The 24,628-nt window shown below is 68.2% G+C and carries 22 protein-coding genes; 8 read left to right on the top strand and 14 right to left on the bottom strand.

Going from position 1 to position 24,628, the window contains the following annotated elements:
- Window positions 1–75 precede the first annotated feature (75 nt).
- Both I6B53_RS04215 and I6B53_RS04210 read left to right on the top strand, forming a co-directional pair.
- Window positions 76–1,077: a MoxR family ATPase gene (locus I6B53_RS04215; protein WP_253954005.1), complete on the top strand. Its 1,002-nt coding sequence runs from the start codon at window positions 76–78 to the stop codon at window positions 1,075–1,077.
- Window positions 1,077–2,414, top strand: coding sequence for a DUF58 domain-containing protein (locus tag I6B53_RS04210; protein WP_216765002.1), 1,338 nt, complete (start codon window positions 1,077–1,079; stop codon window positions 2,412–2,414). Before I6B53_RS04215 ends, I6B53_RS04210 begins: the two co-directional genes overlap by 1 nt.
- Before the next feature lie 51 nt (window positions 2,415–2,465).
- Here the strand turns inward: I6B53_RS04210 and I6B53_RS04205 are convergent, their stop codons facing one another.
- A complete protein-coding gene (locus I6B53_RS04205; protein WP_216765001.1) occupies window positions 2,466–3,458 on the bottom strand; it encodes a stage II sporulation protein M in 993 nt (330 codons plus the stop codon).
- A gap of 18 nt (window positions 3,459–3,476) precedes the next feature.
- Between I6B53_RS04205 and I6B53_RS04200 the strand changes: the two genes are divergently transcribed.
- Window positions 3,477–4,310 (top strand): RDD family protein, encoded by an 834-nt coding sequence (locus tag I6B53_RS04200; RefSeq protein ID WP_216765000.1) that lies wholly within the window; start codon window positions 3,477–3,479, stop codon window positions 4,308–4,310.
- A gap of 6 nt (window positions 4,311–4,316) precedes the next feature.
- Here the strand turns inward: I6B53_RS04200 and I6B53_RS04195 are convergent, their stop codons facing one another.
- Window positions 4,317–4,886: a DUF3499 domain-containing protein gene (locus tag I6B53_RS04195; RefSeq protein WP_216764999.1), complete on the bottom strand. Its 570-nt coding sequence runs from the start codon at window positions 4,884–4,886 to the stop codon at window positions 4,317–4,319.
- Window positions 4,887–5,002: 116 nt separating this feature from the next.
- Between I6B53_RS04195 and I6B53_RS04190 the strand changes: the two genes are divergently transcribed.
- Window positions 5,003–5,374 carry a metallopeptidase family protein gene (locus tag I6B53_RS04190; protein ID WP_367880399.1) on the top strand — a complete coding sequence of 124 codons (372 nt, stop codon included), beginning with the start codon at window positions 5,003–5,005 and terminating at the stop codon, window positions 5,372–5,374.
- Between the two features lie 98 nt (window positions 5,375–5,472).
- On the opposite strand, the gene I6B53_RS04185 is transcribed toward I6B53_RS04190, so the two are convergent.
- Genes I6B53_RS04185 through I6B53_RS04175 form a run of 3 tightly spaced genes read right to left on the bottom strand, consistent with a single transcriptional unit; the run spans window position 5,473 to window position 10,320 of the window.
- Window positions 5,473–6,912 carry a DUF5719 family protein gene (locus I6B53_RS04185; protein ID WP_216764997.1) on the bottom strand — a complete coding sequence of 480 codons (1,440 nt, stop codon included), beginning with the start codon at window positions 6,910–6,912 and terminating at the stop codon, window positions 5,473–5,475.
- On the bottom strand, window positions 6,909–10,022 hold the full coding sequence (locus tag I6B53_RS04180; RefSeq protein WP_216764996.1) for a glycosyltransferase family 2 protein: 3,114 nt from the start codon (window positions 10,020–10,022) through the stop codon (window positions 6,909–6,911). The genes I6B53_RS04185 and I6B53_RS04180 overlap by 4 nt, the downstream gene beginning before the upstream one ends.
- A gap of 4 nt (window positions 10,023–10,026) precedes the next feature.
- The gene (locus I6B53_RS04175) at window positions 10,027–10,320 is read right to left on the bottom strand and encodes a WhiB family transcriptional regulator (protein ID WP_253953964.1); all 294 of its coding nucleotides are present in this window, start codon (window positions 10,318–10,320) and stop codon (window positions 10,027–10,029) included.
- Window positions 10,321–10,477: 157 nt separating this feature from the next.
- Between I6B53_RS04175 and I6B53_RS11050 the strand changes: the two genes are divergently transcribed.
- Both I6B53_RS11050 and I6B53_RS04165 read left to right on the top strand, forming a co-directional pair.
- A complete protein-coding gene (locus I6B53_RS11050) occupies window positions 10,478–11,173 on the top strand; it encodes a TIGR03089 family protein (RefSeq protein ID WP_367880398.1) in 696 nt (231 codons plus the stop codon).
- A gap of 79 nt (window positions 11,174–11,252) precedes the next feature.
- Complete coding sequence (locus I6B53_RS04165; RefSeq protein ID WP_216764993.1) at window positions 11,253–12,140, top strand: glycosyltransferase family 2 protein; 888 nt, start codon at window positions 11,253–11,255, stop codon at window positions 12,138–12,140.
- 80 nt (window positions 12,141–12,220) lie between these two features.
- On the opposite strand, the gene I6B53_RS04160 is transcribed toward I6B53_RS04165, so the two are convergent.
- Window positions 12,221–12,640: a GtrA family protein gene (locus I6B53_RS04160; protein ID WP_216764992.1), complete on the bottom strand. Its 420-nt coding sequence runs from the start codon at window positions 12,638–12,640 to the stop codon at window positions 12,221–12,223.
- Window positions 12,641–12,680: 40 nt separating this feature from the next.
- Window positions 12,681–13,619: a glycosyltransferase gene (locus I6B53_RS04155; RefSeq protein WP_216764991.1), complete on the bottom strand. Its 939-nt coding sequence runs from the start codon at window positions 13,617–13,619 to the stop codon at window positions 12,681–12,683.
- Window positions 13,620–13,793: 174 nt separating this feature from the next.
- Between I6B53_RS04155 and I6B53_RS04150 the strand changes: the two genes are divergently transcribed.
- Together I6B53_RS04150 and I6B53_RS04145 are read left to right on the top strand one after the other, a co-directional pair.
- Entirely contained in the window at window positions 13,794–15,830 is a 2,037-nt protein-coding gene (locus I6B53_RS04150) for a DUF6541 family protein (protein ID WP_216764990.1), read from the top strand.
- 87 nt (window positions 15,831–15,917) lie between these two features.
- Window positions 15,918–16,802: a glycosyltransferase family 2 protein gene (locus tag I6B53_RS04145; protein WP_216764989.1), complete on the top strand. Its 885-nt coding sequence runs from the start codon at window positions 15,918–15,920 to the stop codon at window positions 16,800–16,802.
- Between the two features lie 72 nt (window positions 16,803–16,874).
- Here the strand turns inward: I6B53_RS04145 and I6B53_RS04140 are convergent, their stop codons facing one another.
- From I6B53_RS04140 to I6B53_RS04110, 7 genes are all read right to left on the bottom strand, one after another.
- Window positions 16,875–17,834, bottom strand: a complete 960-nt coding sequence (locus I6B53_RS04140; RefSeq protein WP_216764988.1) for a glycosyltransferase family 2 protein — start codon at window positions 17,832–17,834, stop codon at window positions 16,875–16,877.
- A 56-nt stretch (window positions 17,835–17,890) separates the two neighbouring features.
- A complete protein-coding gene (locus I6B53_RS04135; protein WP_216764987.1) occupies window positions 17,891–18,619 on the bottom strand; it encodes an ABC transporter ATP-binding protein in 729 nt (242 codons plus the stop codon).
- The gene (locus I6B53_RS04130; RefSeq protein WP_253953963.1) at window positions 18,619–19,500 is read right to left on the bottom strand and encodes an ABC transporter permease; all 882 of its coding nucleotides are present in this window, start codon (window positions 19,498–19,500) and stop codon (window positions 18,619–18,621) included. Before I6B53_RS04130 ends, I6B53_RS04135 begins: the two co-directional genes overlap by 1 nt.
- A complete protein-coding gene (gene glf, locus I6B53_RS04125) occupies window positions 19,497–20,663 on the bottom strand; it encodes a UDP-galactopyranose mutase (protein ID WP_216764986.1) in 1,167 nt (388 codons plus the stop codon). Before glf ends, I6B53_RS04130 begins: the two co-directional genes overlap by 4 nt.
- 106 nt (window positions 20,664–20,769) lie before the next feature.
- Entirely contained in the window at window positions 20,770–22,812 is a 2,043-nt protein-coding gene (locus tag I6B53_RS04120) for an acyltransferase family protein (protein WP_216764985.1), read from the bottom strand.
- On the bottom strand, window positions 22,809–23,681 hold the full coding sequence (locus I6B53_RS04115; protein ID WP_253953962.1) for a glycosyltransferase: 873 nt from the start codon (window positions 23,679–23,681) through the stop codon (window positions 22,809–22,811). The genes I6B53_RS04120 and I6B53_RS04115 overlap by 4 nt, the downstream gene beginning before the upstream one ends.
- Window positions 23,674–24,621, bottom strand: a complete 948-nt coding sequence (locus tag I6B53_RS04110; protein WP_216764983.1) for a glycosyltransferase — start codon at window positions 24,619–24,621, stop codon at window positions 23,674–23,676. Before I6B53_RS04110 ends, I6B53_RS04115 begins: the two co-directional genes overlap by 8 nt.
- Window positions 24,622–24,628: the final 7 nt, after the last annotated feature.

The raw sequence follows: 24,628 nt of genomic DNA, 5'->3' as shown, positions 1-24,628 counted from the left end.
GCACCGGGGGCGGCGATGCCCCAGGCACCCGCCCATCCGACGCAGCCACCGGCACCCGGGCAGTCGGCGGGCCCCATGGCCCCACAGGGGGCCGGAGTCCCCGTCGGCCCTGATCTCAGCGAGGCGGACCTGCGCACCCGTGACTGCCTGGTCGCCTTGCGTCAGGAGATCGGCAAGGCAGTGGTCGGGCAGGACGGCGCCGTCACCGGGCTGGTCATCGCTCTGGTCGCCGGAGGTCACACGCTGCTCGAAGGCGTTCCGGGCGTGGCCAAGACCCTCATGGTCCGCACACTGGCCACAGCCCTGGACATGCAGATGGCCCGCGTCCAGTTCACGCCGGACCTCATGCCCGCCGACATCACGGGGTCGCTGGTGTGGGACGCCGGAACCTCCACCTTCGAGTTCCGGCCCGGCCCGGTCTTCACCAACCTGCTCCTGGCCGACGAGATCAACCGCACCCCACCGAAGACCCAGTCGGCTCTGCTCGAAGCCATGGAAGAACACCAGGTCAGTGTCGATGGCACCACACACGCCCTCGACGACCCCTTCATGGTCGTGGCCACGCAGAACCCCGTCGAGTACGAGGGCACCTACCCCCTTCCGGAGGCGCAGCTCGACCGCTTCCTGCTCAAGCTCGAACTGCCCCTACCCGGACGCGATGACGAGATCAAGGTCCTCGCCCGTCACCAGGGCGGCTTCGACCCGCTGTCCCTCGGCACGGTCGGCATCACCGCAGTGGCTGGACCCGAGCAGATCCTGGCCGCTCGGCGTGCCGCTGCCAAGGTCGAGGTCTCGGCACCCGTCCTGGCCTACATCGTCGACCTGGTCCAGGCGACGAGGCGCTCCCCCTCCCTGCGTCTGGGCGTGTCCCCGCGCGGTGGCACGGCCCTGCTGCGCACGGCTCGCGTGTGGGCCTTCCTCCAGGGACGCGGCTACGTGACCCCCGACGACGTCAAGGCGATGGCGGTGCCCACCTTGGCCCACCGTGTGGGTCTGCGCGCCGAGGCGGACCTGGAAGGGATCACCGCCCGCACGGTCATCGAAGGGCTCCTCGCCCAGGTTCCGGTTCCCCGCTGATGGCGCTGTCGTGGCGTGCGGCGCTTCTGGTCGCCCTCGGGGTCGTTCCCGTCATCGTGTGGCCCTCCACGGCGTTGGCCTGGGGGTGGATCCTCCTCGCCCTGCTCGTGTGCGTGATGGACATGGCGTTGGCCGTGCCTGCCTCGCGCCTGGAGCTGCTGCGCGAGGTCGAGTCCACGCTGCGCGCCGACGAGACCACACCCTCGCGAATCACTCTCCACAACCCGACCAACCGGGGCCTGCACGTGGTGGTGCGTGATGCCTGGCAACCCTCCATGCGGCCCTCGCCTGCCCGCCACGACATCCGCCTGCCCGCCGGGACGACGACCACGGTGGAGACGATCCTGGCGCCCGAGCGCCGCGGCACCCGTAGCGCCGACTACGTGACCTTGCGCGTGTGGGGGCCCTTGGGATTGGCTGCACGCCAGTCTTCGGTCACAGCCCCCCTCACGGTGTCGGTCCTGCCCGAGTTCCGGGCCCGAAAGCTCCTGCCTTCGCGACTTGCCCGGCTGCACGAACTCGAAGGGACCACGGCCACGGTTCTGCGCGGCCCGGGCACCGAGTTCGACTCCCTGCGCGAGTACGTGCGCGGTGACGACCCGCGTGACATCGACTGGCGTGCGTCGGCCCGCTCGAAGGAGCTGGTCGTTCGCACGTGGAGACCTGAACGCGACAGGCACGTCGTCCTGGTCCTGGACACGGGCCGTTCCGGCGCCATGCTGCTGGGGGCCCCGCGAGGGGTCGGCAAGGACGCGGACGTCCTCGACCTGGGGGTGGCACCGCGTCTGGACGCAGGGATCGAGGCCGCATTCCTCCTGGGCGCGCTGGCGGACCGAGCCGGCGACCAGGTGCACATGATCGCCATGGACCGCCAGGTGCGCGCGCGGGTCTCGGGCGTGCGGGGCGCGGGTTTCATGCGCAATGCCGCACACGACCTCGTCGACGTGGCCCCGTCCTTGGAACCCGTCGACTGGGCGGCAGTGGTCGCCGAGGTCAACCGCACGGTGCGCCACACTTCCCTGGTCGTGCTGTTCACCGAGGTCCCGCCTGTCGGATCGGACCCGGACCTGCTCGACGCCATCTCCCAGTTGGGGTCACGCCACCGGGTGATCGTCGCCAGTGCGCAGGACCCTGACCTGGCGCGGCTGGCTGCCGCGCGCGCCGACGCGGCACAGGTGCACACGGCGGCCTCGGCCATGTCCAGCCTTGCGGAGGAAGAACTCGGAGGCACTGACCTGTCTCGCGCGGGTGCTCATGTCATCAGTGTGGACGCGGGCCTGTTGGCGGCCCGCACCTCCGACACCTACATCGCCTTCAAGAAGGCCGGCCTGCTCTGAACCCGGGGCGCTCCCCGGTCCTCCTGGGCCGGCCGATCCGTGGCCGGCGACTCAGCCCGCCACGGGCTGTGACCAGCCGGCATCCTCTTCGAGGTCGCCGGTGTGTCCGGCCTTCACGGCGCGCCCCCCGACCAGCAGGATGTAGACCCACACGAGGGCGGTCAGGAGTGTCCCTGCGCCGATCTCCACGGCGGCCGGCAGCTCCGAGGGTGTGACGAATCCTTCGATCAGGCCCGACAGGAACAGGAGGATCGTCGTCCCGCCCGCCACGGTGACCATCGCCCGACCCGTGCGGGCAAAGGACTCCATGCGGGTCAGCGGCCCGGGCACGATCACGGACCAGAAGGTCCGCAGGCCTGCGGCTCCCGCGATGAAGATGGCAGTGAGTTCGGGCAGTCCGTGGGGCAGGATGAATCGGAAGAACTGCCAGGCGCCCGCGTACTGGTAGACGATGGCGCCGGACACTCCGACACCCAGAGCGTTGTTGTACAGGACGGCGATCGGATACAGGCCCGTGATTCCCGCGCCGATGCACTGGGCGGCGATCCACGCATTGTTCACCCACACGGACACGGCGAATTCCGCATTCGTGTCCTGGCTGTAGTAGGCGACGAAGTCGCGGGTCGCGTAGTGGCGAAGCTGCGACTCGGTGCCCAGCAGCTGGAAGAGCGAGGGGTCGCGCAGCAGCCACCATGCCTGGAGCAGCGCAATCGCCAGGAAGGCCATCATCACGCCGAAGATCCACCACCGGATCCGGTACAGGGCCGCGGGCAGCACGATGCGGAACCATGCGGACACGGCGGCGCCGGAGATGCCTGAGACCCCTGTCAGGCGCGCGCGGGCCCGGGCCAGGTCACCGGAGAGGGAACGGATGGCATCGGCGTCGGGGTTCAGAGCGCGCACAGCGGCCAGGTCACCGGTTCCCTGCCTGTACAGGCGAGCCAACTCGTCAGTGGTCGCCCCGTCCAGGGTGCCTCCCGAAGCCAGGGTGTGCAGTCTCGCCCACGCGGGGCCGCGTGCTGCTCTCAGCGCATCGATGTCCACTCCGCTAGCGTGTCACACATGAGTGCTCCCGTCGTCCCGGTGCGTCACATCACCGAAGAGAAGATCGTCACCGGTGAAGCGGTGGAACTGGAGATCCATCCCGCTTCACCCGTGCTGCGGATCGCGGCTCGTCTGGTCGACACCGTCATCACCATCCAGGTGGGGGTGCTCCTCGGCAACATCCTCTCACCGCTCGTCGAGAGCCTGTCGTCTTCGTCGGCGCGCATCGTCATGATTTCCTTCGCCGTGTTCATCATGGTGCTCATGCCCTTCCTCGTCGAGGTCCTCACACGAGGCAGTTCCTTGGGCAAGTGGGCGTTCGGCATCCATGTGGTGCGCGACGACGGTGGCACGGTGACGGCCCGCCACGTCATGGTGCGGACCCTCGTGGCCGTTCTCGAGATCTGGGGTACTGCCGGCGGCCTGGGACTGACGGCGATGATGGTCTCCCCCAAGGGCAAACGTCTGGGCGACCTGGCCGGGGGCACCATGGTGGTGGCCCTGCCCAATCCAGTGGCGCACCCTGCGCTGCTCATGCCACCGGACCTGGGGGCGTGGGCCTCCTCGGCCCAGATCCTTCCCCTGCCCCCGGCCCTGCACAACGAGGCCCTGGGCTTCATGCGTACCAATGCGTCGCTCAGGCCCGATGTGCGCGAGATCCTTGCCCGCTCACTGGCCGCCAAGGTCCAGGTCCGGGTCTCTCCCCCGCCACCTGCCCCAACCCATCCGGAACGTTTCCTCGCGGCGGTGTTGGTCGTCCTGCGCGACCGCGAGTACTTCCGCGCATTGCACCGCGATGCCGTGGGTGCGCAGCGGCGCGTGGGGCTGGACGCCCCTCAGTGGGGCATCTGAGCCCCTTCAGTCCCCGTCGGGCGCGTCCTGCCCGAGGGCGCCCACCCGGTCCGTGTCCTGGTCGGCGACGACGTGGAACATCGAGCGTCGGCGCGCCCATGGCGAGGAGGGATCCAGTGGACTCTTGGTGGCATCCGCCGCCGACGCCTCCTGGTCGGTGCCGGGCAGGGGCGCCTCCTCACCGTTGACGCGGCGGAAGGGCCCGTACTCGGGGCTGCCGCTCCGGCGGGTCTCGGCGCGAGGTGCCGGGGTGGGGTGGGTCGGCGTCGCCCTTGCCATGTCCGCCTGCGCGTCGTGGGCGGTGATGTCGGCGGCGCGGCGCACTGCGTCGACCAGGGCCATGAGATCGTCCGGCGAGGGCGGAGCCGGCTCGAAGTTGGTCGTCAGGCGCACCACCTGCCACCCCTTGGGGGCGGTCAAGGTCTGTGCGTGGACCTCGCACAGGTCGTAGGTGTGGGGTTCGGCGGTTGTCGCCAAAGGCCCCAGGACGGCGGTGGATGCGCCGTAGTCGTAGGTGAGGGTGGCCACCGCAGAACGGCTGCACCCCGGTTTCGAACAATGCCGTGCCGCGATCACCGCTACACCTTACGTCAGGGGCGTGGGGGCCACAGCACGCCACTCGGGACGGGTAGTGTGAGCGCGTGCGCACCTCGAACCGTCATCGCCCGGCCCGTGACCGGCACGGTCGCGGCATGCGTTCTCCCATGTTCTTTCCGGGCGTGCCCGCGTGGACGACTCGGCGCGAAGCCTTCGACGTCCTCGTGGCCCGGGTGGTCAATGACTTGGCCGCCAGGTGGCCGGCGGTCGCCTCCATCGAGTTCGCCACCGAGGACGTCCCGCCCTCCTCCCCCGCCCAGTGGGAGGACCACTCGAATGTCCTGGCGCGCCTGTTCCCCGCTGACCGCCGCCGCGCCCTGGCCGACAGGATCGTCGTGTACCGCCTTCCGATCATGCTGCGTTCGACGGTGGACGAGGCACCGAAGGTCGTCCGCAGGGTCCTGGCGGAGAGGATCTCGCACGTCCTTGCGATCCCCCCGGACGAACTCGACGACGCGCTGTCCTGATGCGCCCGTCGTCGACCGGCTCCCCTCGCCCTGGCTCCTCATCGGGACGCAGGTGTGGTACGCCCTGAGAATCCCATGGGGAGTGTCTGCGCAGGTCTTCAGTTGCTGACGCTGACCGTTCCGGTGGCGCCGGCCTGGTCGAAGAGGCCCGGCCGCCATGAGGCCAGGACGGGGCCGGTGGGAGTCGTCGCCTTGACGCGCAGAGCGAGGTGCACAGGAGTGTTGGAGGTCATGTCCGACTCCGCTGTCGGCAGGGGCAGGACCGCGCTGGTCCCAGCGGCCACGGTGTGGGCCTTGCCTGCCAGGGTCACGGTGGCTTCCGGCCCGCCCGCGGGAGCGTGGACGACCAGGTCGGCGCTTGCCTCGGAGGCACCCGAGGTTGAGGGGAGCGCCGAGGGGCGAAGTGCCTGGGCCGAGAGCACCTCTTCGACGTGTCCGGTGAGGGCTTCGGCGCCGGGCAGGTGAAGGGAGGTCAGGGCGCGTGTGGGGGTCGAGAGGCTGCGGTCCTTCCACGTGCCGGCACCCACTGCCGCACCTGCGGTCGTGGTGGTCACTTGGGCCGCCACCGGCACGTCGGAGGAGATGAGCAGGCTCGCCCCGTCCGGCACCGTGCCCACGGGCACGTCGAGGACGGTGGAGGCGTCGACACTGACCGCTTGCCCCAGGGGTGTGGTGGCTTCCGGGCCCGCCAAGGACAGGCGGACGGTGGCCGGTGAGTCGCCGGGCACCGCGATGCGCACACGGGAGCCCGCGCCCTCGACCAGACCCGGGATGACCAGGTCCGTCCCGGGGGCCACGGCCGAGGCCCATCCGGCGCCTGTGGGAGTCTCCCCGTCCAGGCCGGCGGTCTGGGCCCAGGCGACGACGCCGGGTCCGTCGGCTGTGATCTCCAGGGCGGGTCGTTCCTCGTCCGGGAACCACGAGGCCGGCAGCAGGGACACGCTCTTTCCCGCCGGGACGGTCACACGTGTGCCGCCGGCCTCCAGCGGGCCTGTGGCGCCGAGGGCACCCACGGTGACCACCGAGGGCACTTCGGAAGGATTGGACACGACGAGCAGCAGGTCCTCCCCCAGTGTCGTCGCACCTGCGAGGATCCACTGACGCCCTCGGGCGCTCGCGCAGCCCGCCAGCGACAGTCCGCGCAGTTCTCCTGCGCCTTGGCCGGCCACGACAATGCCCTGGGGGTTGCGAGCCGCATCCGCACCGACTTCGAGGACGGGGGACGGTGAGGGGTCCCAGTGGCCGGTCAGTGAGCTCCATGTGGCGGTGGCACCGCTGCGCGCTTGCGGGGCGAAGGGGTCGAGTGTCCCCGGGGGGCAGGCGAGCAGAGCGCGGCTGGGACGCGAGGTGACGTCGAGCGAGGTCGGGGCGCCGGCTGCGGGTGCGGGAAGCCGCAGGCCGCCGACGAGCAGCGCCACCGATCCTGCCAGGGCGAGGGCTGCGGCGCCGGGCACGAGCAGGGCCGGGCGGCGGCGCCTGGTTCTGCGGCGACGCGGCGGCTCGGCAAGCTCGCGCGCAGGCTCCGTCTGCGGGGTCATCGGCGCCTCCTGACGGGGATCGAGGCGAGCAGGGTGAGGATGAGGGCGAGAATGCAGGCGATCTTCCACGGCAGGGTCCACCACGCGTCATGCGTGACGACGAGGTGTCCGGGCCCGGGCACGGTGAAGGCCTGGCTCCAGGCGCTTTCGCCGCCACTGACCACCTGAAGGGGCTTTCCGTCGAGGTTGGCCCGCCAGCCGTTGTCCGCCCGTTCCGCCAGTCGGAGCGTGCCGGGGCCCACCACCTGCGTGTCGACCCGCAGCTGGGTGGCGTCCAGCGCGCTGACGGCATCATCGGTGACCAGTTCGACTCGGGCCGGGGCACGCCCGTCGATCCGCAGGCGCCACAGGTCACCGAGCTCTGTCACACCGATTCGCTCCAGGCCGGGGGCGCGTCCCAGCGCGTCCTGCCAGGTGGACGGACTCTTGCCGGTCGGAAGCAGAATCGTGTCGACCCCGTGTGCGGCCAGTGCGTCGACGGTGGCGCGGTCGGGTTGGGTGACCAGGGTCCAGGACGCCTCGGCCAGGTCGTCCATGGCGCGGTCCCCGGCGGAGCCACCGGTGCTGTGCAGGGCGCGCAGAGCAGGTGTGGAGGTGAGCCAGTCCTGCCCGGGTCCGCGCAGCAATTCGACCTGCAGGTCGGCGGCCCGCCCGGCGGACAGGACCAGGAGGCGCCCGGCCCTGGTGGAAGTCTGCGCCTGTTCGCTGACGGCCGGGACCCGGGTTGGTGTGGTGGTGGGTCGTCCTGAGGAGGAGGCATCGGCGCCCACAGAGGCGACCTGTCCGGCCACGGGCACGGCCAGGGAGGCGAGGACGACCAGTCCTGCCCCGAGTCCCACGCAGCGGCGGAGGCGTTCGGGCAGGCGTCGGGCAGGTGCCGTCGTCGCATCGGCTGGGGGTGGACCTGCAGGCGCCAGCAGCACGAGGAGCAGTGCCAGGCCGGCAAGGCTCTGCCAGATTCCGGGCCATGCCGACACCGGTGTGGCTTCGACAATGGCGACGGGCAGGAGGCGCAGGAGCACTGCGGGGACGAGCAGGACGGGGACGGCACCGAGGGCAAGGGCCTGGGCGCGTGCCACCGGGCGCGCGGTGGCGTTGGCCCGGCAGGAGGGGACCAATGCGCTGGCGGCCCGGACCAGGACGGCCAGGACGAGGAGCAGCGTGAGGCCTGCCTCCGCCCATCGCAGAGGGGTCCATTCGATCCACGTCGGCAGGAGCAGCAGGCTCTGCCACGGCGGCGCCGGGACCGTGCGGGGCGCCGGACCCGTCGTGGTCAGCAGGGCGATGCGTGATCCTGCGGTGGCCAGGGAGTCGAAGACATGTGGGGCGACGAGGACGCCTGCGGGTACGAGGGTGAGCAGGGCCGCACCCGTTCGCCGACGCAGGAGTGGTGCCAGGGCGGCGAGCCCGGCAGCGAGGGCGAGGAGCAGTGCGGGCTGGGCGGTGACGAGGACCGTGGCCGCCAGGGCGGCCAGACCCGCATGGCCTTTGCGTGGCCGTGGTGGGGCGGCGAGGAGCTTGACGTCGTCGGGAGTGAGCATGCGGATCCACGCCAGTGCGAGCACTGGCGCCGCCACATGTGCCATGGCGGGGACGAGGAGTCCTTCGACCAGTGCGGCGGTCAATGGTGCCAGGCCCGCCCATGTCAGCCCCGCGAGCACCCGCGGAAGGCGCGCGCAGGTGAAGACTCCGGCCAGCGTCCATGCGGCAATGCCCGCCGCCGGCATGGCCACGAGCAGCAACATCCGCATGGTCTGGTCCGGTGCCACGCCGAGGGCTCCTCCCGGGGCGCTGACCAGGGCCATGAGGACTGTCGAGGGGTCGGGGGCTGCGGCGTGGCCGTCGCCTGCGGGCAGCCAGGAGGACCATGCGGCGGCCCACAGGTCCGTCCAGCGTGCGGGCAATTGTGCGGGAGTGCCCTGATGGGGCACTGCGTCCGGGCGCAGTCGCCACAGAAGGGACAGGGCGAGCAGTCCGCCTGCGAGCAGGCCGGCGTCCGCAGCGGCCCGTAGACGGCCTCTGCGCCGATCGGCAGCCGCCCGCGCATCCTGTCCGGCTTGAGCCTCCTCGCGTTCCTGGGCGCGGGCCAGGCGCCGCATTTCGCGGATCGTGGCCGCAGGTGTCTCCAGGCCCTTGAGGGTCGAGCGGGGCACGGTGCGCACCCTGGCGTTGCGGAAGCGCGCCGCGACGATCCGGTGGGTGCGGGCCACCAGGGCGAGCCACGCGGAGATCTCGGCCCAGGCCAGGCCGGGTGTTCCCATGGCAAGTCTGGCCACCGCGCGCGCCGGGGCGATGAGTGCCAGGGCGAGTGCGACCCACGGCAGTGCCCACCAAGGAGTGGACGCTGCCCAGGTGTAGGTCTGTGCAAGGCGGCGCGCCCGGAAGGAGGCGTCGAGTTCGGCCGGCGTGGACCCCAGTGAGTCACGGCGGTGGCGCAGACGCGCGGCGGGGGCCACCAGGACGCGCCTGCCTGCCAGGTGCAGACGGCGTCCCAATTCGAGGCCGTCCGCGAATGGTCCGAGCGCCGGGTCGAAGCCGCCGACCTGGTCGAATGCGGCCGCATCGAGGAGCATCCCGGCGGTGCCCACGGCCAGGACGTCGGTGGTGGCGTCGTACTGGCCCTGGTCGATCTCTCCCGGCAGCAGGTGGTCGACCCGACGGGCGCTGGAGGTGGCGCGGACACCGAGTTCGAGGAAGTCGCCCTGGTCCCAGGAGACCTGCTTCGGGCCCACGGCGGCGACGGTGCGTGAGGATTCGGCGACGCGGAGAAGTTCGTCGAGGCAGTCGGGCTCGGGCAGGGTGTCCTCGTGGAGGATCCACCACCATTGGGCGCCCTCGAGGATCGGTGCTGCGCCTTGAGTTGCGGAGGCGGCGGCGATTGCCCTGCCGAGATTCGCGGCCCGGACTCGCACGACTGTGGCTTCGCAGGGAAGGCGGCGGGGGTCGACCTGGGCCAAGGTGGGTGCTCCCGGGCGGGAGCGGGTGTGCACGTCGATGACGAGGACGGCGTCGGGTCGACGCGTCTGGGAGTCAAGGGATCGGAGGATCCGCTCCAGATCGGGGGTGGCGCCCCGGGTCACCAGGATCGCTGCGGTTCCCCGTCGAGTCATCGCCTCACACCGCCGAGCGACGCAGGCGGCGCCTCTCACGCTCGGACAAGCCGCCCCAGATGCCGAAGCGCTCGTCATTGGCCAGTGCGTACTCCAGGCACTGCTCACGCACGTCGCATGCGTGGCACACGGCCTTGGCTTCGCGAGTGGACCCGCCCTTCTCCGGGAAGAAGGCCTCCGGATCGGTCTGCGCACACAGGGCAAGCTGTTGCCAGGCGAGTGGCCCGTCGGCCACCGCGAAGCCGTGGGCATCGGCATCAGACCAGGTCACAGGTCCTTCACCCAGGATGTTCCACACGAAGCCGTCTCCTTGTTGCAATAGGGTCAACATCAGAATTACACGCGTGTCATACCGACTCGTCAAGCCGAATGGAGTAAGTCAGTCTGAATCTGCACACATGGTCAAGGTCTAGGATGCCCGTGCACGCCAGCGCCCCTCGTCTAGGCTCGACCACATGACGGACCTGTCCTGCCTAGTCAGAGCCATGTCGGGCCGACCCGGGCCCGCACTCACATGGTACGGCACCGACCGGGTCGAGCTCACGGGCCCGGTCATTGCCCGCTGGATGAGCAAAATTGCGAATCTTCTCACGGGCGATCTCACCCCCGACCCCTTCGGGACGCCCACCGGCGGAACACTGACACTACGTCTTCCGAGGTCATGGCAAGGTCCCCTGTGGGCGTCCACAGCATTACTGACCAACTGGAAGGCGAACATTGAATCTCTTCCCACCAACCCTGACTCAGTACTCCTCACACACCGCGTGGACGAGGAATCCACGGCCCACGCGCAGGCAGGAGGCTGGGTCCTCGTGCAGGACCTCTCGCCCATGTCCGTGCGCTTCCCTCAGCCGCTTCCGCCGGGCATGACCGACGCCCTCGTCGAAGTCATGGCCCAACCGGATGCCCTGACCACCGCACCACCCACAGGCGCTCCCAGTGTGGAAGATCTCGTCACCGCCGCTCCCACAGGGCACACGAGCACCACCCGCATCCTCGCCCTTTCACGTGACCCGAAGGCCGATGCCCTGACACTGCTGTCCCACTGGTCACAGGGACGCAGCGTCGTCCTCGTGGACCCGCAAGAGCACGACGAAGACGCCATCCAAAGCATCGCCGGCGTCGAAGGAGCCCGCCCAGCGGCCCCGTGACACTCCCGTCCAGCCTCTTCAAAGGAAGTCCCCAGTCTTCGGGGATACCATCAGCAGAGCCGATCCTTAGGAGAACCCCATGACCCACTCCCCTGTCGTCACGATCGTGATGCGCACGAAGGATCGCACGATACTGCTCGACAGGGCACTGGCGGACTGTGCGGCGCAGACCTTCACCGACTGGGAGCTGGTCATCGTCAACGACGGAGGGTCACCCACTGAGGTCGACAGTCTGCTGCTCGCCCACGCCCACTCGCTGGCCGGACGTGCACGCGTCATCCACAATGCCGAATCCAGGGGCATGGAGACCGCGTCGAACCAGGCGATCAGCCAGTCCACGGGCACCTACGTGTGCATCCACGACGACGACGACACGTGGGCGCCCACCTTCCTCGACACCTGCGCGTCCTTCCTGCGTGCCAACCCCGACCTGGGCGGTGTGGCGGTTCGCACCGAGATCGTCCTGGAGAAGATCGGCAAGAGGAGGGTCAGCGAACTCGGGCGCTTCGCCGCCTTCCCCCACATCCACCACTTCTCCATGTCCGCGCTGCTCAAGTCGAACATTGCGGTGCCCATCAGCTGCATGTACCCGCGGGCGGTCATCGAGGACCTCGGAGGCTTCCGCGACGACCTGCCCGTGGTGGGCGACTGGGAGTTCCACATCCGCCTGGCCGTCAAGTACGAGGTCGGGTTCATCGACGGAAAGCCCCTGGCGTTCTGGCACCAACGGCCGACCCAGAAGGGGGTGCTCGGCAATTCGGTCTTCGCCGGCGCCCAGGACCACGCCTACTTCGAGATGCGCGTGCGCGACGAGTACCTGCGCGAGTACGCGCAGAAGAACGGCGTCGGAATCCTCCTGTGGCTGGCCACCGTCCTCAAGGACAACTCCAAGACCACTCCTCAGTCCTTCGTCAACGACGCCGCCACCCAGGCCCGGCGCTTCCTCGCCGCCCTGCCGAGGACCTGATTCCGAATTCCTCCCGGACAGGGAGCGCCCCACGGTCCCGCACGCACCTCCTGTCCTTCGAGACGGCGTTCACCTGGGCGTCAGCGAGCGCGAAACACCCACCTGTAGCCCAGGTAGTTGCACAGTGCCCCCACGCCCATGGAGAGCACTTTGGCGGCCGGAGACACCACCTGCCGCCCAAGGCCCGGAAGAAACAGGTCGGCCGCCCCGATCACCACCCAGATGACGCCCGACTGCAGAACCGTTCCCGTGAACAGGGTCAGTCCTGCGAATGAGAAGAAGTCCCCCCAGGAGCGTCGGGCCGCACCGAAGACGAAGGACTGATTCACGAAGTAGGACACGCAGACCGTGATGACGGTGGAGATGACGTTGGCGGGAACCGGATGAATCCCGACGAGCACAGCCCCCACGGTGAACAACGCGAGATCCAGCAGTGAAGTCCCCACGCCCACGAACAGGTACCGCCACACCGAGGACCCGTGAAGGAATGCATTGGTCACACGCCGCGCCAGCCCGGGAATGCGCCCGGACGCTCCCCCCTCAGCCACGAGGGGTTGACGGAAGCTGGAGGTAGGCCAATCTGGTCGCTTCCTGCCGAGCCTTGAGAATCCCGGACTGGATCATGCCCACGACGCCGGACATGGCCCCCAGAATGACCAGAGATGACGCCAGGACCGCGGAGGGAAGCCTAGGCACCAAGCCCGTGTGGGCGAACTCCCACACGACAGGAGCGCCGAAGGCCAGAGCCAGGGCGAAGAGGATCATGGCCAAGGAACCGTAGAAGGCGAGGGGTCGCTCGTGGGCGAGGAGCCGTGCGATGAGGCCCAGGATCCGCATCCCGTCGCGCACGGTGTTGAGTTTGGACTCCGAGCCTTCCGGACGGTCCTTGAATCCGACCGGATACTCACGTTGGGGGACCCGCAGCGCCATGGAGTGCACGGTCAGTTCCGTCTCGATCTCGAAGTGGCGCGACAGGGCCGGGAAGGACTTGACGAAGCGCTTGGAGAAGATCCGGTACCCGGAGAGCATGTCGGTCACAGGCTCGCCGAACAGCCACCCGACCAAGGCGTTGAAGGCACGGTTCCCTTGGGCGTGCCCCGGACGGTAGGCCGAGTTCTCCTGGTCGTCCACACGGCATCCGAGCACATGGTCGAGGTTCTCGCGCAGAAGCAGGTCGATCATCTCCGGTGCCGCAGCTGCCTCGTAGGTGTCGTCGCCGTCGATCATGAGGTACACGTCCGCGTCGACGTCCGCGAATGCACGCCGCACGACATTGCCCTTGCCCTTGCGGGGCTCGTGACGGACGATCGCGCCGGCTTCGGCCGCGACCTCACTGGTCCGGTCGGTGGAGGCGTTGTCATAGACGTAGACGTCGACACCGGGGATCGCCGCCCGAAGGTCACGGACGACAGCACCCACCGCCGTCTCCTCGTTGTGGCAGGGGACGATGGCCGCAATGCGCAGGTCGGCTGGGATCACGATGCACCTTGGGTTCCTGCCGACGCCTCTTGTCGCGCCGGTCACCCAACCCTAACGCGTTTGAGTCGCCACTCCCGTCATCGACACCACGCCGAGCAGGAGCATGATTCGGCCACGGGCAAGCGACCTGCGACAATGACAGCAGCACCGACACGCCTCTGAAAGGAAGCGATTGTGAGCTGGTTGGCGTTCTGCGGACTTCTACTCCTGGCCACAGCGCTTCTGCTGGTCCCAGGACTGCTGGTGGGATGGGCCGCAGGCCTACGAGGCCCCTCATCGGTACTCCTGGCCCCGGTCCTGTCGGTGGGCACCGTGTCCGGAGCGGCGATCCTCATGGGCGCCCTCGGCATCCCCTTCACCCCGGTCCTGTTCTTCGCCGTGACGGCAGTTGCCTGCCTCCTCACCCTGGGAGGACGGCTTCTCCTGCGCAGGGTGTTGCCGGACGGTCCACATGAACCCGCCCCAGCCTCACCCCGGCTGTGGGGAGCCATCGCCATGGGAGTCGCACTCAACGTCGCCGTGGTCTGGTGGCTCTTCCTCAGCGCCCTCGCCTCCCCCGACGGCATCATCCAGACCTACGACACCCCCTTCCATTTCTCCGTCATCACCTACCTGCACGAACAGGCCAATGGCTCCTCCATCGGCTCCGCCCTCGTCGACCGGACAGTGGGCTCCTCCTTCTACCCCGCGGCATGGCACGACATGGTGCTCCTCGCACTGGAAGGTCTGCCGGCGCCGCTTCCCGCCCATGTGAACGCCTCGATCGTCATGACCATGGCCTTGGCATGGCCCCTGTCCGTCATGGCCCTGACCCATCACCTGCGCCCGGGGCGTCCTCTCGCCCTCCTCGCGGCGGGCGCCCTGGCAAGCCTCTTCTCCGCATTCCCGGTCCGCTACGTCGTGTGGGGGGTCCTGTACTCGAACCTCCTGTCATGGGCGGTGCTGCCCGGAGCCATGGTGCTCTTCACGCTCCTGTGGTCCTCCCGAGGGCGGGACCTTGCGCGAAGTGCCTTCCTGTTCGTCCTGGCCTTCGTCGGGGTGGCGCTGGCCCAACCCAATGGGGTCTTCACGGCCTGGGTACTGCTGACCCCCTTCCTCGTGGCACAGGTGTGGGCCCTGTGCCGCACGTCCTCCCGTCCTCGCCTCACGGGCACCATTGCCGTGACCACCTTGCTCGTGTCCATGGCGGGACTGTGGCTCTTCATCCATCGACTGCCCTTCATGGCGCGCACGGTCACCCACAATTGGCCGGCCCACACCGATCTTGTCGGCGCCACCAAGGAGATCCTCACCGGAGCCACCAATGGCATGCCTGCCGAACCGGTGATGACCTCGGCAGCGCTGGTGGCTGCGGCAACATGGCTGGTCCTGTCGCTGCGCAGCAAAGATCGCCCATGGTGGCCAAGTGCCGCCTTCGCCATCACCATCGTCATGTACATCATTGGCTCGGGCGTGCCTTCAAAGGTCGTCACCCCCGGATTGCTCAACCACTTCAGGGACGTGCTCACCGGATTCTGGTACCACGACCAGTTCCGGCTGGCCGCCATGCCCGTCCTCGTCGCCGTTCCTCTGGTCGCCGTCCTTGTCGACGACCTTGCCGACGCACTCGCACGTGCCCTCACGCGCACCGGGCGATCCAGCGCCGAGGACGCACCCACCGGCCTGGTCGCACCCACCGTTGCCCTGACGAGCATCGCCGCGCTCGTCGCACCCACCCTCGTCTGGGGAGTGGTGCCCGAACGGCGCGCCAGCATCCACAACGAGAGTGTCCTTGCCGAGGACCGCCCCTTGACGGTCTCGGAGTTGGAGTTCATGCACCGGGTCAAGGACTTCGCCCGGGGACGCACGATCCTCAACCATCCCTTCGACGCCTCCGTGTACGGGTATTCCCTGGTCGGACTGAACCTCGTCTACAGGTCTTACCAGTGGAACTGGATCGGCAGCCCCACCGCCGACCAGACCGCCTTGCACACCATCGTCCACGATGTTGCCACCCGCCGTGACGAAGTGTGCACACTCCTGGAGCGCAACGACGTGTCCTACGTCCTGGTCATGCGCCGAAATGCCACCAGCGAGGAAGGGAACTGGGGCCTGACCTTCGACGGGGACTTCTGGGCCGGCCTCGACATCCGACCCGACACCCCCGGGTTCACCCCCGTCCTGTCCGACGAGCGCGGAGATGTCCTCTACGAGGTCAGCGCGTGCCGATGAGGCCGCACTGCCGGATGCGGCGGGGCGGTCTCGCGCACAAGTGCGACCGGGCTAGACTCGCATGGAACCACGACCAGAGGAGGCTCGATGTCGACCACGCCCACCGTCACCATCGTCACCCGCACGAAGGACCGGGCCATCCTGCTCGACCGTGCGATCCGCGACGTGATCGCGCAGACCTTCGAGGACTTCGAAATGGTCATCGTCAACGACGGCGGTCGCCCGGAGGAGGTCGACGCCCTGGTGGCCAAGTACGCCGACGGACTCAAGGGACGTGCGCGGGTCATCCACAACCCGGAGTCCACGGGCATGGAGCACGCCTCCAACCAGGCGATCACCTCCTCCACCGGTCGCTACATCTGCATCCACGACGACGACGACACGTGGGCTCCGTCCTTCCTGCAGACCTGCACCGCGCACCTGGAGGCCAACCCGGAACTCGGAGGCGTCGCCGTGCGCACCGAGATCGTCCTGGAAAAGCTCACCGCGAACTCCGTCCAGGAGATCGGCCGGATGCCCGCATGGCCGGAGATCCACCAGTTCTCCCTGTCCCGCCTGGTGCGTTCCAACATTGCCGTGCCCATCAGCTGCATGTACCCGCGCAAGGTCATCGAGGACTTGGGCGGTTTCCGCTCCGACCTGCCGGTGGTCGGCGACTGGGAGTTCCACATCCGCCTGGCCGTCGCCTACGACGTCGCCTTCATTGACGGAAAGCCCCTTGCCTTCTGGCACCAGCGGCGCCAGCAGAAGGGCGTCCTGGGCAACTCCGTGTTCGCCGGAGCCAAGGACCACGCCTACTTCGACCTCAAGGTCCGCGACGAGTACCTGCGCGACTACGTGCGCCGCAACGGAATCGGCGCACTGTTGTGGCAGGCCGCCGTCTTCGAGGACATGCGTCACTCCTCCCAGACCTTCTTCAGCTGGGCGAATTGGAAGGTCCGCAGGGTGTTGTCGGTCCTGCGCAAACGCTGACCACGAATCGTGCGCTGTGCCCCCGGTCCTCATTCGGACCGGGGGCACGGCCTTCGTGGCAGGTGCGTCGCCTCAGTGCGTGACGTCCAGGTCGGTGGGGTCCTCCTTGAGGGCGTGGCGGTCGAAGGTCACCTCACCCATCGCCCGCGGGAAACGCACACGAGGGCGGAACCACAGGCCCGACACGGCCGCCCACGAGAGTTTGGCACGAAGCGGCACAGGAGCCGGGGTCGTGAGCATCTGGCCGACCATCGACTGGAATGCCGTGGCGAGGATGTCGAGGCGGCGAAGGGACATGGCTGCCGACACTTGGTTGCGGATGCCGCGCGAGAACTTCCAGAAATTGTCCTCGGTGACTTGTCCCCAACTCACCGCATCGTTCTTCGGCATCAGGTGATCGACGACGGAGTCCGGGACGAAGATGCCGGTGCTCCACTTGGCCAGACGGTAGGTGTACTCCGCGTCGTCGAACCAGATGAAGTACTCCGGATAGGGCAGGCCCACTTTCTCCACCGCATGACGCATGACCATGCACGACACGAAGGACGCACACTCGAGGTTGACCCACCGCTTCCCGTGGGCCAAGGGCGAGATCCAGTCCCACTTGGCCTTCGGATAGTTCATGCGGCAGGCCTCACCGTCGGTCCACACGACCATGGAGGACACGAAGGAGGGCGGACGCGACTGGTACGCGGCGGCCTCTTCGTAGGCATCCACGAGTTGGGCCAGGGCGTCGGGCCTGGGAACCGTGTCGTCATCCATGATCCAGAAGGCGTCGTACCCGGCTTCGTAGGCCAGGTCCATGCCGACGTAGAAGCCTCCTGCGCCACCGTCGTTGCGGGGAAGACGGTGGATGTCCATGGTCATGCGGCGGGGCTTCCACCCCTTGAGCATCTGCCATGTGTCGTCGGTGGAGGCATTGTCGATGACGATCACCACCTCCGGAATCCTGGTCTGGGCGTCCAACGCCGCCAAGGTCTTCTTCAACAGCTCTTGGCGGTTGTAGGTGACGACGATCGCAGCGACTCTCATGGTGTCCTTTCCTTCAGCTCTTCCGTGTGACCCGAGGCATCGTTGTGCGCCGCCGGTCACGCCCCTCGCAGGACGTCGACGGCCTCGGCTGCCGTCCCGTCAACCTTCAGATGACCTCTTTCCAGCAGGATCCCCCGATTGCACAGGTCGCGGATGAGTCCCAGGTCATGGCTGACGATGACCAAGGACTTGCCCTCCTCCTGCATTTCGCGGATACGCCCCAGGCACTTGTTCTGGAAGGGTTCGTCACCCACGGCCAGGATCTCGTCGACCAGAAAGATGTCGGGGTCGGTGTGCACTGCCACGGAGAATGCCAGGCGCAGGAACATGCCCGAAGAGTAGAACTTCACTTCCGTGTCGATGAAGTCCCCGATCTCCGAGAATGCGGCGATCTGGTCGAAGGCGTCCTCGATCTGCTCCTTGGTCATCCCCAGGATCGCGCCGTTGAGGAAGACGTTCTCGCGGCCGGTCAGGTCCGGGTGGAAGCCCGCACCGACCTCGATGAGTCCGGCCATGCGGCCCTTGTACTTCACGGTGCCGGAATCGGGACGCATGACGCCGGAGATCAATTTCAGCATCGTCGACTTGCCCGAGCCGTTGTATCCGATGAGTCCGATGGAGTCTCCGGGTTCGACGTCGAAGGAGACTCCATCCAAGGCGCGGAACTGACTGGAGAGTTGGTCGCGCCTGCCTGTGAGGGTCCACACGAGACGGTCCTTGAGGGTGCGCGTGTTGTGGAGGGTGAATTCCTTGACGACCTCATTGACCTTGATCACTGGTGCCATCACAGCTCCTGGGCGAATCGGGACTCGACGCTGCGGAAGTAGAGTTCTCCGCCGACCAGGCACAGGACAGAGACGACGACCGCGCAGATCGTCCACATGCCCATGTGCGGAGCCATGGCGGCACCGGCGTCGGCAGGCAAGGTCGCCTGCCAGAATCCGTAGTGGAAGAGCTCCACGGCCACGGTCATCGGGTTGAGCTGGTACACCCACCACAGCCATGTGGCGCCATGGCTGACCAGCACGTCGTGGACCATTGCCCACGTGTACAGGACCGGTGAGACCCACGTGACGACCATGAGGATCAGGTCGACGAAGTTCTCCGCGTCACGGTAGAAGACGTTGAGGGCGCCGGAGAACAGGCCCAGACCCAGTGCGAAGGTCGACACGATGAGGAAGGCCACCAGGATGGCGCCCACGCCCATCGGGCTGGGCGCCCATCCGAACAGGAGGGCACCGACGACCAGGACGACCACCTGCGGCAGGAAGTGCGCCAAGGCCACCCACAGGGCCGAGGTCGGGAAGAGTTCACGCGGAAGGTAGATCTTCTTGACCAGAGCCGCATTTCCGGCGACCGCGCGGGTGGCGTTGCCGAAGACCTCGGTGAAGTAGTTGATGAGGACCACGCCGGAGAACATGTAGATGACGTAGTTCTCGATCTGCTGGTTCATCCTCATGAACACGCCGATGGCGAAGTAGAAGACGAGGAACTGGGTGGCCGGCTTGGCGTAACTCCACAGCATTCCCAGCACGGAGCCCCGGTAGCGCTGCCTCAGCTCCTTGTGGACGATGAGGCTCATGAGGAAGGGCTGGCGGAAGACCTCCAGGAGTCCTGCGGACTCGCCCGGGGTCTGGTAGCCCTGCGTGTCGGCCTGGCCGCTCACTTCACCGCCCTGCCGTCGAAGATGGGAGCCAGGTCGTTGTCGACCATGGTCAGCGCCGACGCGATGGCCATGTGCATGTCGAGGTACTTGTAGGTGCCCAGGCGCCCGCCGAAGAAGACTTGGGACTCGCGGGTCATGAGGTCACGGTATGCGGCCAGACGTTCGCGGTCCTGCGCGGTGTTCACCGGGTAGTAGGGCTCGTCCCCGTGATCGGCGAAGCGCGAGAACTCGCGGAAGATGACGGTCTTGTCGGTGCGGTATTCGCGCTCGGGGTGGAAGTGACGGAATTCGATGATCCGCGTGAAGGACACGTCCAGGTCGCCGTAGTTCATCACGGGGCAGCCCTGGAAGTCGCCGGTGTCGACGACCTCACGCTCGAAGTCGACGGTGCGCCAGGACAGGTCTCCTGCCTGGTGGTCGAAGTAGCGGTCCACGGGTCCCGTGTAGACCACCGGCACTTGTCCGACCACTGCGGCCTTTCCCAGAGGGTTGCCGGAGGCGAAGAAGTCCGACTCGAGGAACACGTCGATGCGGGGGTCCTCCACCATGCGCTCCAGCCATGCGGCGTAGCCGCCTGTGGGCAGGCCCTCCCAGGTGTCGTTGAAGTAGCGGTTGTCGTAGGTGTAACGCACTGGCAGACGGGAGATGATCGAAGCGGGCAGGTCCTTGGGGTCGGTCTGCCACTGCTTGGCCGTGTAGTTCTTGAAGAACGCCTCGAAGAGGGGCCGTCCCACCAAGGACACGCCCTTGGACTCGAAGTCGGTGACATGGGAGCCGGCAACTTCGGCGGCCTGTTCGGCGATGAGGGCGCGCGCCTGGTCGGGGGTCATGGCCGAAGCGAAGAACTGGTTGATGGTCCCCAGGTTCACGGGCATCGGGTAGACGACGCCGCCCACCGTCGTCCAGACCTTGTGCACGTAGTTCGTGAAGGTCGTGAAGCGGTTGACGTACTCCCACACGCGCTCATTCGACGTGTGGAAGAGGTGGGCTCCGTAGGTGTGGACCTCGATCCCCGTGTCGGGGTCGATCTGCGAGTAGGCGTTGCCGCCCACATGCGGTCGGCGGTCGATCACTGCGACCCTGAGCCCCCAGCGTTCGACTGCCTGCTGGGCGACGGTCAGACCGAACATGCCCGAGCCGACGACGACCAGATCATGGTTCACGGAGTTCCCCTTTCGTCCCCGACAGTCTATGGCACGGCGCCGCACGCCGATGCTTCCCCCGTGCTGGTCAGCGCGTGCGTGGAAGCTGGAGCGACGCCGGTGGTGTTCACCGGGTGAGCTCGGTCTCCAGCAGATCCGCCAACAGCAAGGTGTACTCGCGTTGGACGTGGTCGTGGTCGTAGAAGACCTGCACTCCCCCGACGGCCGCGTGGCAGGTGGTGGGGCTGCAGAAGCCCGGCGTCATGTCCGCCAGTCGGATCATCGGGTCGTCGGCGGCCTCCACGGCACGGTCCAAGGGGGCCATCGGGATCGCGTCGGCGCGAGGTCGGTCGCATTCGGAAGGATTCCGCCAGTTCGTGCTCACGCATTCGACGGGTCGCACCGCCTTGTTCAGTGGGGTGTCCGTGATGACGCTGACGCGGGTCCCACCGGCGGTCCACCTCTTCCACATGGAGCCCATGCCCTTGGCGTAGGCCTGCTCGCGGGTCAGCCCACTGCCGAACTCCACCGGTTCACCGATGGCGTAGGTGCTGGTCACCACCATGTCAGGTCGGACACGGCCGATGTGGGCGTCGACCGCGTCGCGGGTGGCCTCGCATCCACGCACCCTCGGGGTGTCATCGATCGTCAGCGTGAGGTCCCCGATGGGGCAGCCGCCCTTGACGAGGGTCCGCAGTTTCCATCCTTGGCGGCGGGCGACCTCGTCAACGGCCCATCTCCACTGCTCCGCATGGGAGTCGCCGACCAGGTACACGAGGGGTGCGTCCGCGCGGCCCTGACTGTGGTCGCATTCGACCACGGGGGGAAGGGAGTCCTTCTCGTCCTGGAGCAGGGTGCACGAGGGCGGCGCCGTGAAGTACTTGGCGTCCTCTCCCAGGGAGCGGGTTTCGAGAGGGTCGCCGATGTGTCCGGCGCACGCAGGGTCCAGGAGGGCCTTGGGCCCTGCGCACGGGCTCTGGAGGAAGACTCGGTGCGCCTCGAGTTGCGCGTGTTCGACCATGCGGCCCGCCTGACGCAGTCCCACCCCCGTGCCGGCCAGGGCCAGGACGGCGACGAGCATCACTGTCATGGTGCGCCGGGTGGTCCACGGCAGGGCGCGCCCCGGGTCCTCGACGAAGCGTTTCGTCGCCCAGGCGAGGGCGAAGGTCAGGGCCATGAGGCCAAGCTTTTCCGGCCACAACGGGGGTCGGCCGAAGGCGTGCGGGAAGAGGACGAGCAGCGGCCAGTGCCACAGGTACAGGGAGTACGACAGGTCGCCGAGAAGACGCACGAGCGGCAGGTCCGTCACACGACTCACCCAGGGCACCGCTCCCGCCGTGCCTGCGGCGATGACCAGTGCCGTGCCGACGACGGGCAGCAGTGCCCGCCACCCGGGGAAGGGGTCGGTGGGCTGCAGGAGCACGCAGGATGCACCCAGCATGAGCCATCCCGCTGCGGACATGGCGGCACGCCCGGCGGGCCGGTCCCACCGTCCGATCCGCTGTGCGCCCAGGGCCAGCAGCCCTCCTGCGGCGAACTCCCAGAATCGCACGGGTGTGAAGAAGTAGGCGCGGTGGACGTCCACCGCGGTGAACCACACGGAGAAGGCAAGGAAAAGGCCCGCCACGACGGCCACTGCCACGGCGAGGCGCCCTCGAACCCGCTCCGGGTCCCTCCCGCGAAGGAGCAACAGCAGGGCCGGCCACAGGAGGTAGAACTGTTCCTCCACCGACAGCGACCAGTAGTGCTGGGCGATGGTCGCCGTCTGGCCTTGGGCGTGGTAGTCGACGGCCTGCCAGGTCAGCCACAGGTTCTGGACGTAGCCGGCCGCCGCAGCCGCCTCGACGCCGTTGGGACCCCACAGGTTCGACGGCATGAGGGCCACGACCCCGGCCAGGGAGACGACGAGGACCAGGAATGCCGCGGGCAGGAGCCGCCGCACTCGCCGGGCGTAGAAGCGTCCGAGCTGGACCGTGCCGGTGGAGAGGATCTCCTTGAGCAGGTGGGAGGTGATGAGGAAGCCGGAGATGGCGAAGAAGACGTCGACTCCGGCGAAACCACCGGGCAGGCGCTCCGGCCACAGGTGGACTCCGAGGACCATGAGGACCGCCAGGGCGCGCAGGGCCTGGATGTCTCCGCGCAAGGCGGTCGGTGTCGCGGTGGCCTTCACGCGTGGGGGGCCTGTCGGAACCAGCGCCCCTTGCCCACCGCATGGTAGAGGGCGCGCCGCAAGCCGGAGGGGATCAGCCGGTACACGCCGCGCACGGCAACATTGCGCACGCACTGGCTCACAGTCGTGATCCGACGGGCGCGCATGCGGCGCTGCAGCGCCAGCTCCGAGCGCAACATGGCAAAACCTCCTCGCCTGGAATAGGCGCCGGCACCCACCCGGTACAGGACCAGCGCCTCGGGGTGGTTGGCGCAGGGAACTCCGGCTGCCACCATCCGCGCGAAGAGCCAGTAGTCCTCCATGTGGTCCACGTGTTCGTAGCCGCCCACCCGGTCCACGGCCGAACGCCGGTAGACGACGGTCGGGTGGTTGAAGGGGTCCCTGTAGGTGACGACCTCGCGGATCTCCTCCTGCCCCAGGGGCATGCGGCGCACCAGTCCCGGCCGGGTCTCGTCGGTGTCGAATTCGGCGATGCCCGCCCCCACCAGGTCGAAGCCCTTGACGATCATGGGGATCTGGAGTGCGAAGCGTTCGGGCACGGAGATGTCGTCGGCGTCGGCGCGGGCCACAACCTCGTGCGCGCACTGTGCGAGCCCGTGGTTCAAGGCCTCGGTGAGACCCCGGTTGACGGGAAGCCGGTGGACCCGCAGGGGCACCTCTGCGACGAGGTCGGGGCGCTGCCCTGCCTCGGCCTCGCTCAGGATCTGGTCGACCTCGGGGCGCACGGGCCCATCGCACACGACGAGGATTTCGTCGGCGGGCAGGCTCTGGTCGGCGCCGACGCTGCGCAGGGCTCTGCTGAAGTGGTCGGCGCGGTCACCGATGTACACCGGCAGCAGGACGGAGAAGGGCGGGAGGTCCTCAGTCACCTGTGCCTCCGACATCGAGGGCGGCGACCTCGGCGGCCACAGGGGTGCCGGCCAGGACCTCGCTGGTGGCTCTGGGGGCGTGCAGGCCCTGGCGCACCCCGTCGACAATGCGCTCGGCCATGGCTCCCCGCTCGGAGGTGGTGGCCAGCAGACGCGCCCAACGCAGGGCCGTCATCCCGCCGAAGAGGATCTTGTCCGCCGGCGAGAGTCCCGGCGAGCGGGTGAAGGCCCACACCTTGTTGCGCACCTCGTTGACCATGCGCGGCCCGGGGTCGGCGGTGGAGTTGCCGAAGACCTTTGTCCGGTGCTCGACGCGGGCACCGTCCACGTACAGTCCGATGCGTGTGCGCAGCAGACGTGAGGTGTATTCGAAGTCGTCGTTCCACAGGAAGTAGTCGGCTTGGGGCAGGCCCTCCTCTCGCACGGCGCGCGCGTCGATGAGGATTGCGACGAAGGAGGCGGTGCGGATCTGGCGCGCGCCCACGGCCTCGGCCTTGCGGTGCAGGCGCGGGGCCAGACCGACGCGCGTGCGCGGCCGGTTCATCGGGTGTTCGCGCCCGTCGGTCCAGTCGGCCCGGCAGGCCAGGACTGCGGGGGTGCCCTCGTAGTCCTCGCGCACCCGCAGCAGGGCCTCCAGGGCGTCCGGATGCGGGACCGTGTCGTCATCCATGATCCACACGAGGTCAGCTCCCCTGGCGATGGCACGGGCGATGCCTGCGGCGAATCCTCCGGCGCCTCCGAGGTTGCGTGTCATGGTGACGATGTCGGTGACACCCGGGTGGGCGGCGAGCACTTGGGGGGTGGTGTCGGTCGAGGCGTTGTCGACGACGACGAGGTCGTCCAGTGGGCGGGTCTGTCCGGCCAGGGCGTCAAGGGTGTCGACGAGCATGTCGGCGCGGTTCCATGCGACGACAACAGCTGCGATCCGGGATGCGGACATGGGGACA

This window comes from Schaalia sp. 19OD2882 (assembly GCF_018986735.1).
GTDB lineage: Bacteria > Actinomycetota > Actinomycetes > Actinomycetales > Actinomycetaceae > Pauljensenia.
This window is presented reverse-complemented; position numbering and strand designations above follow the sequence as displayed.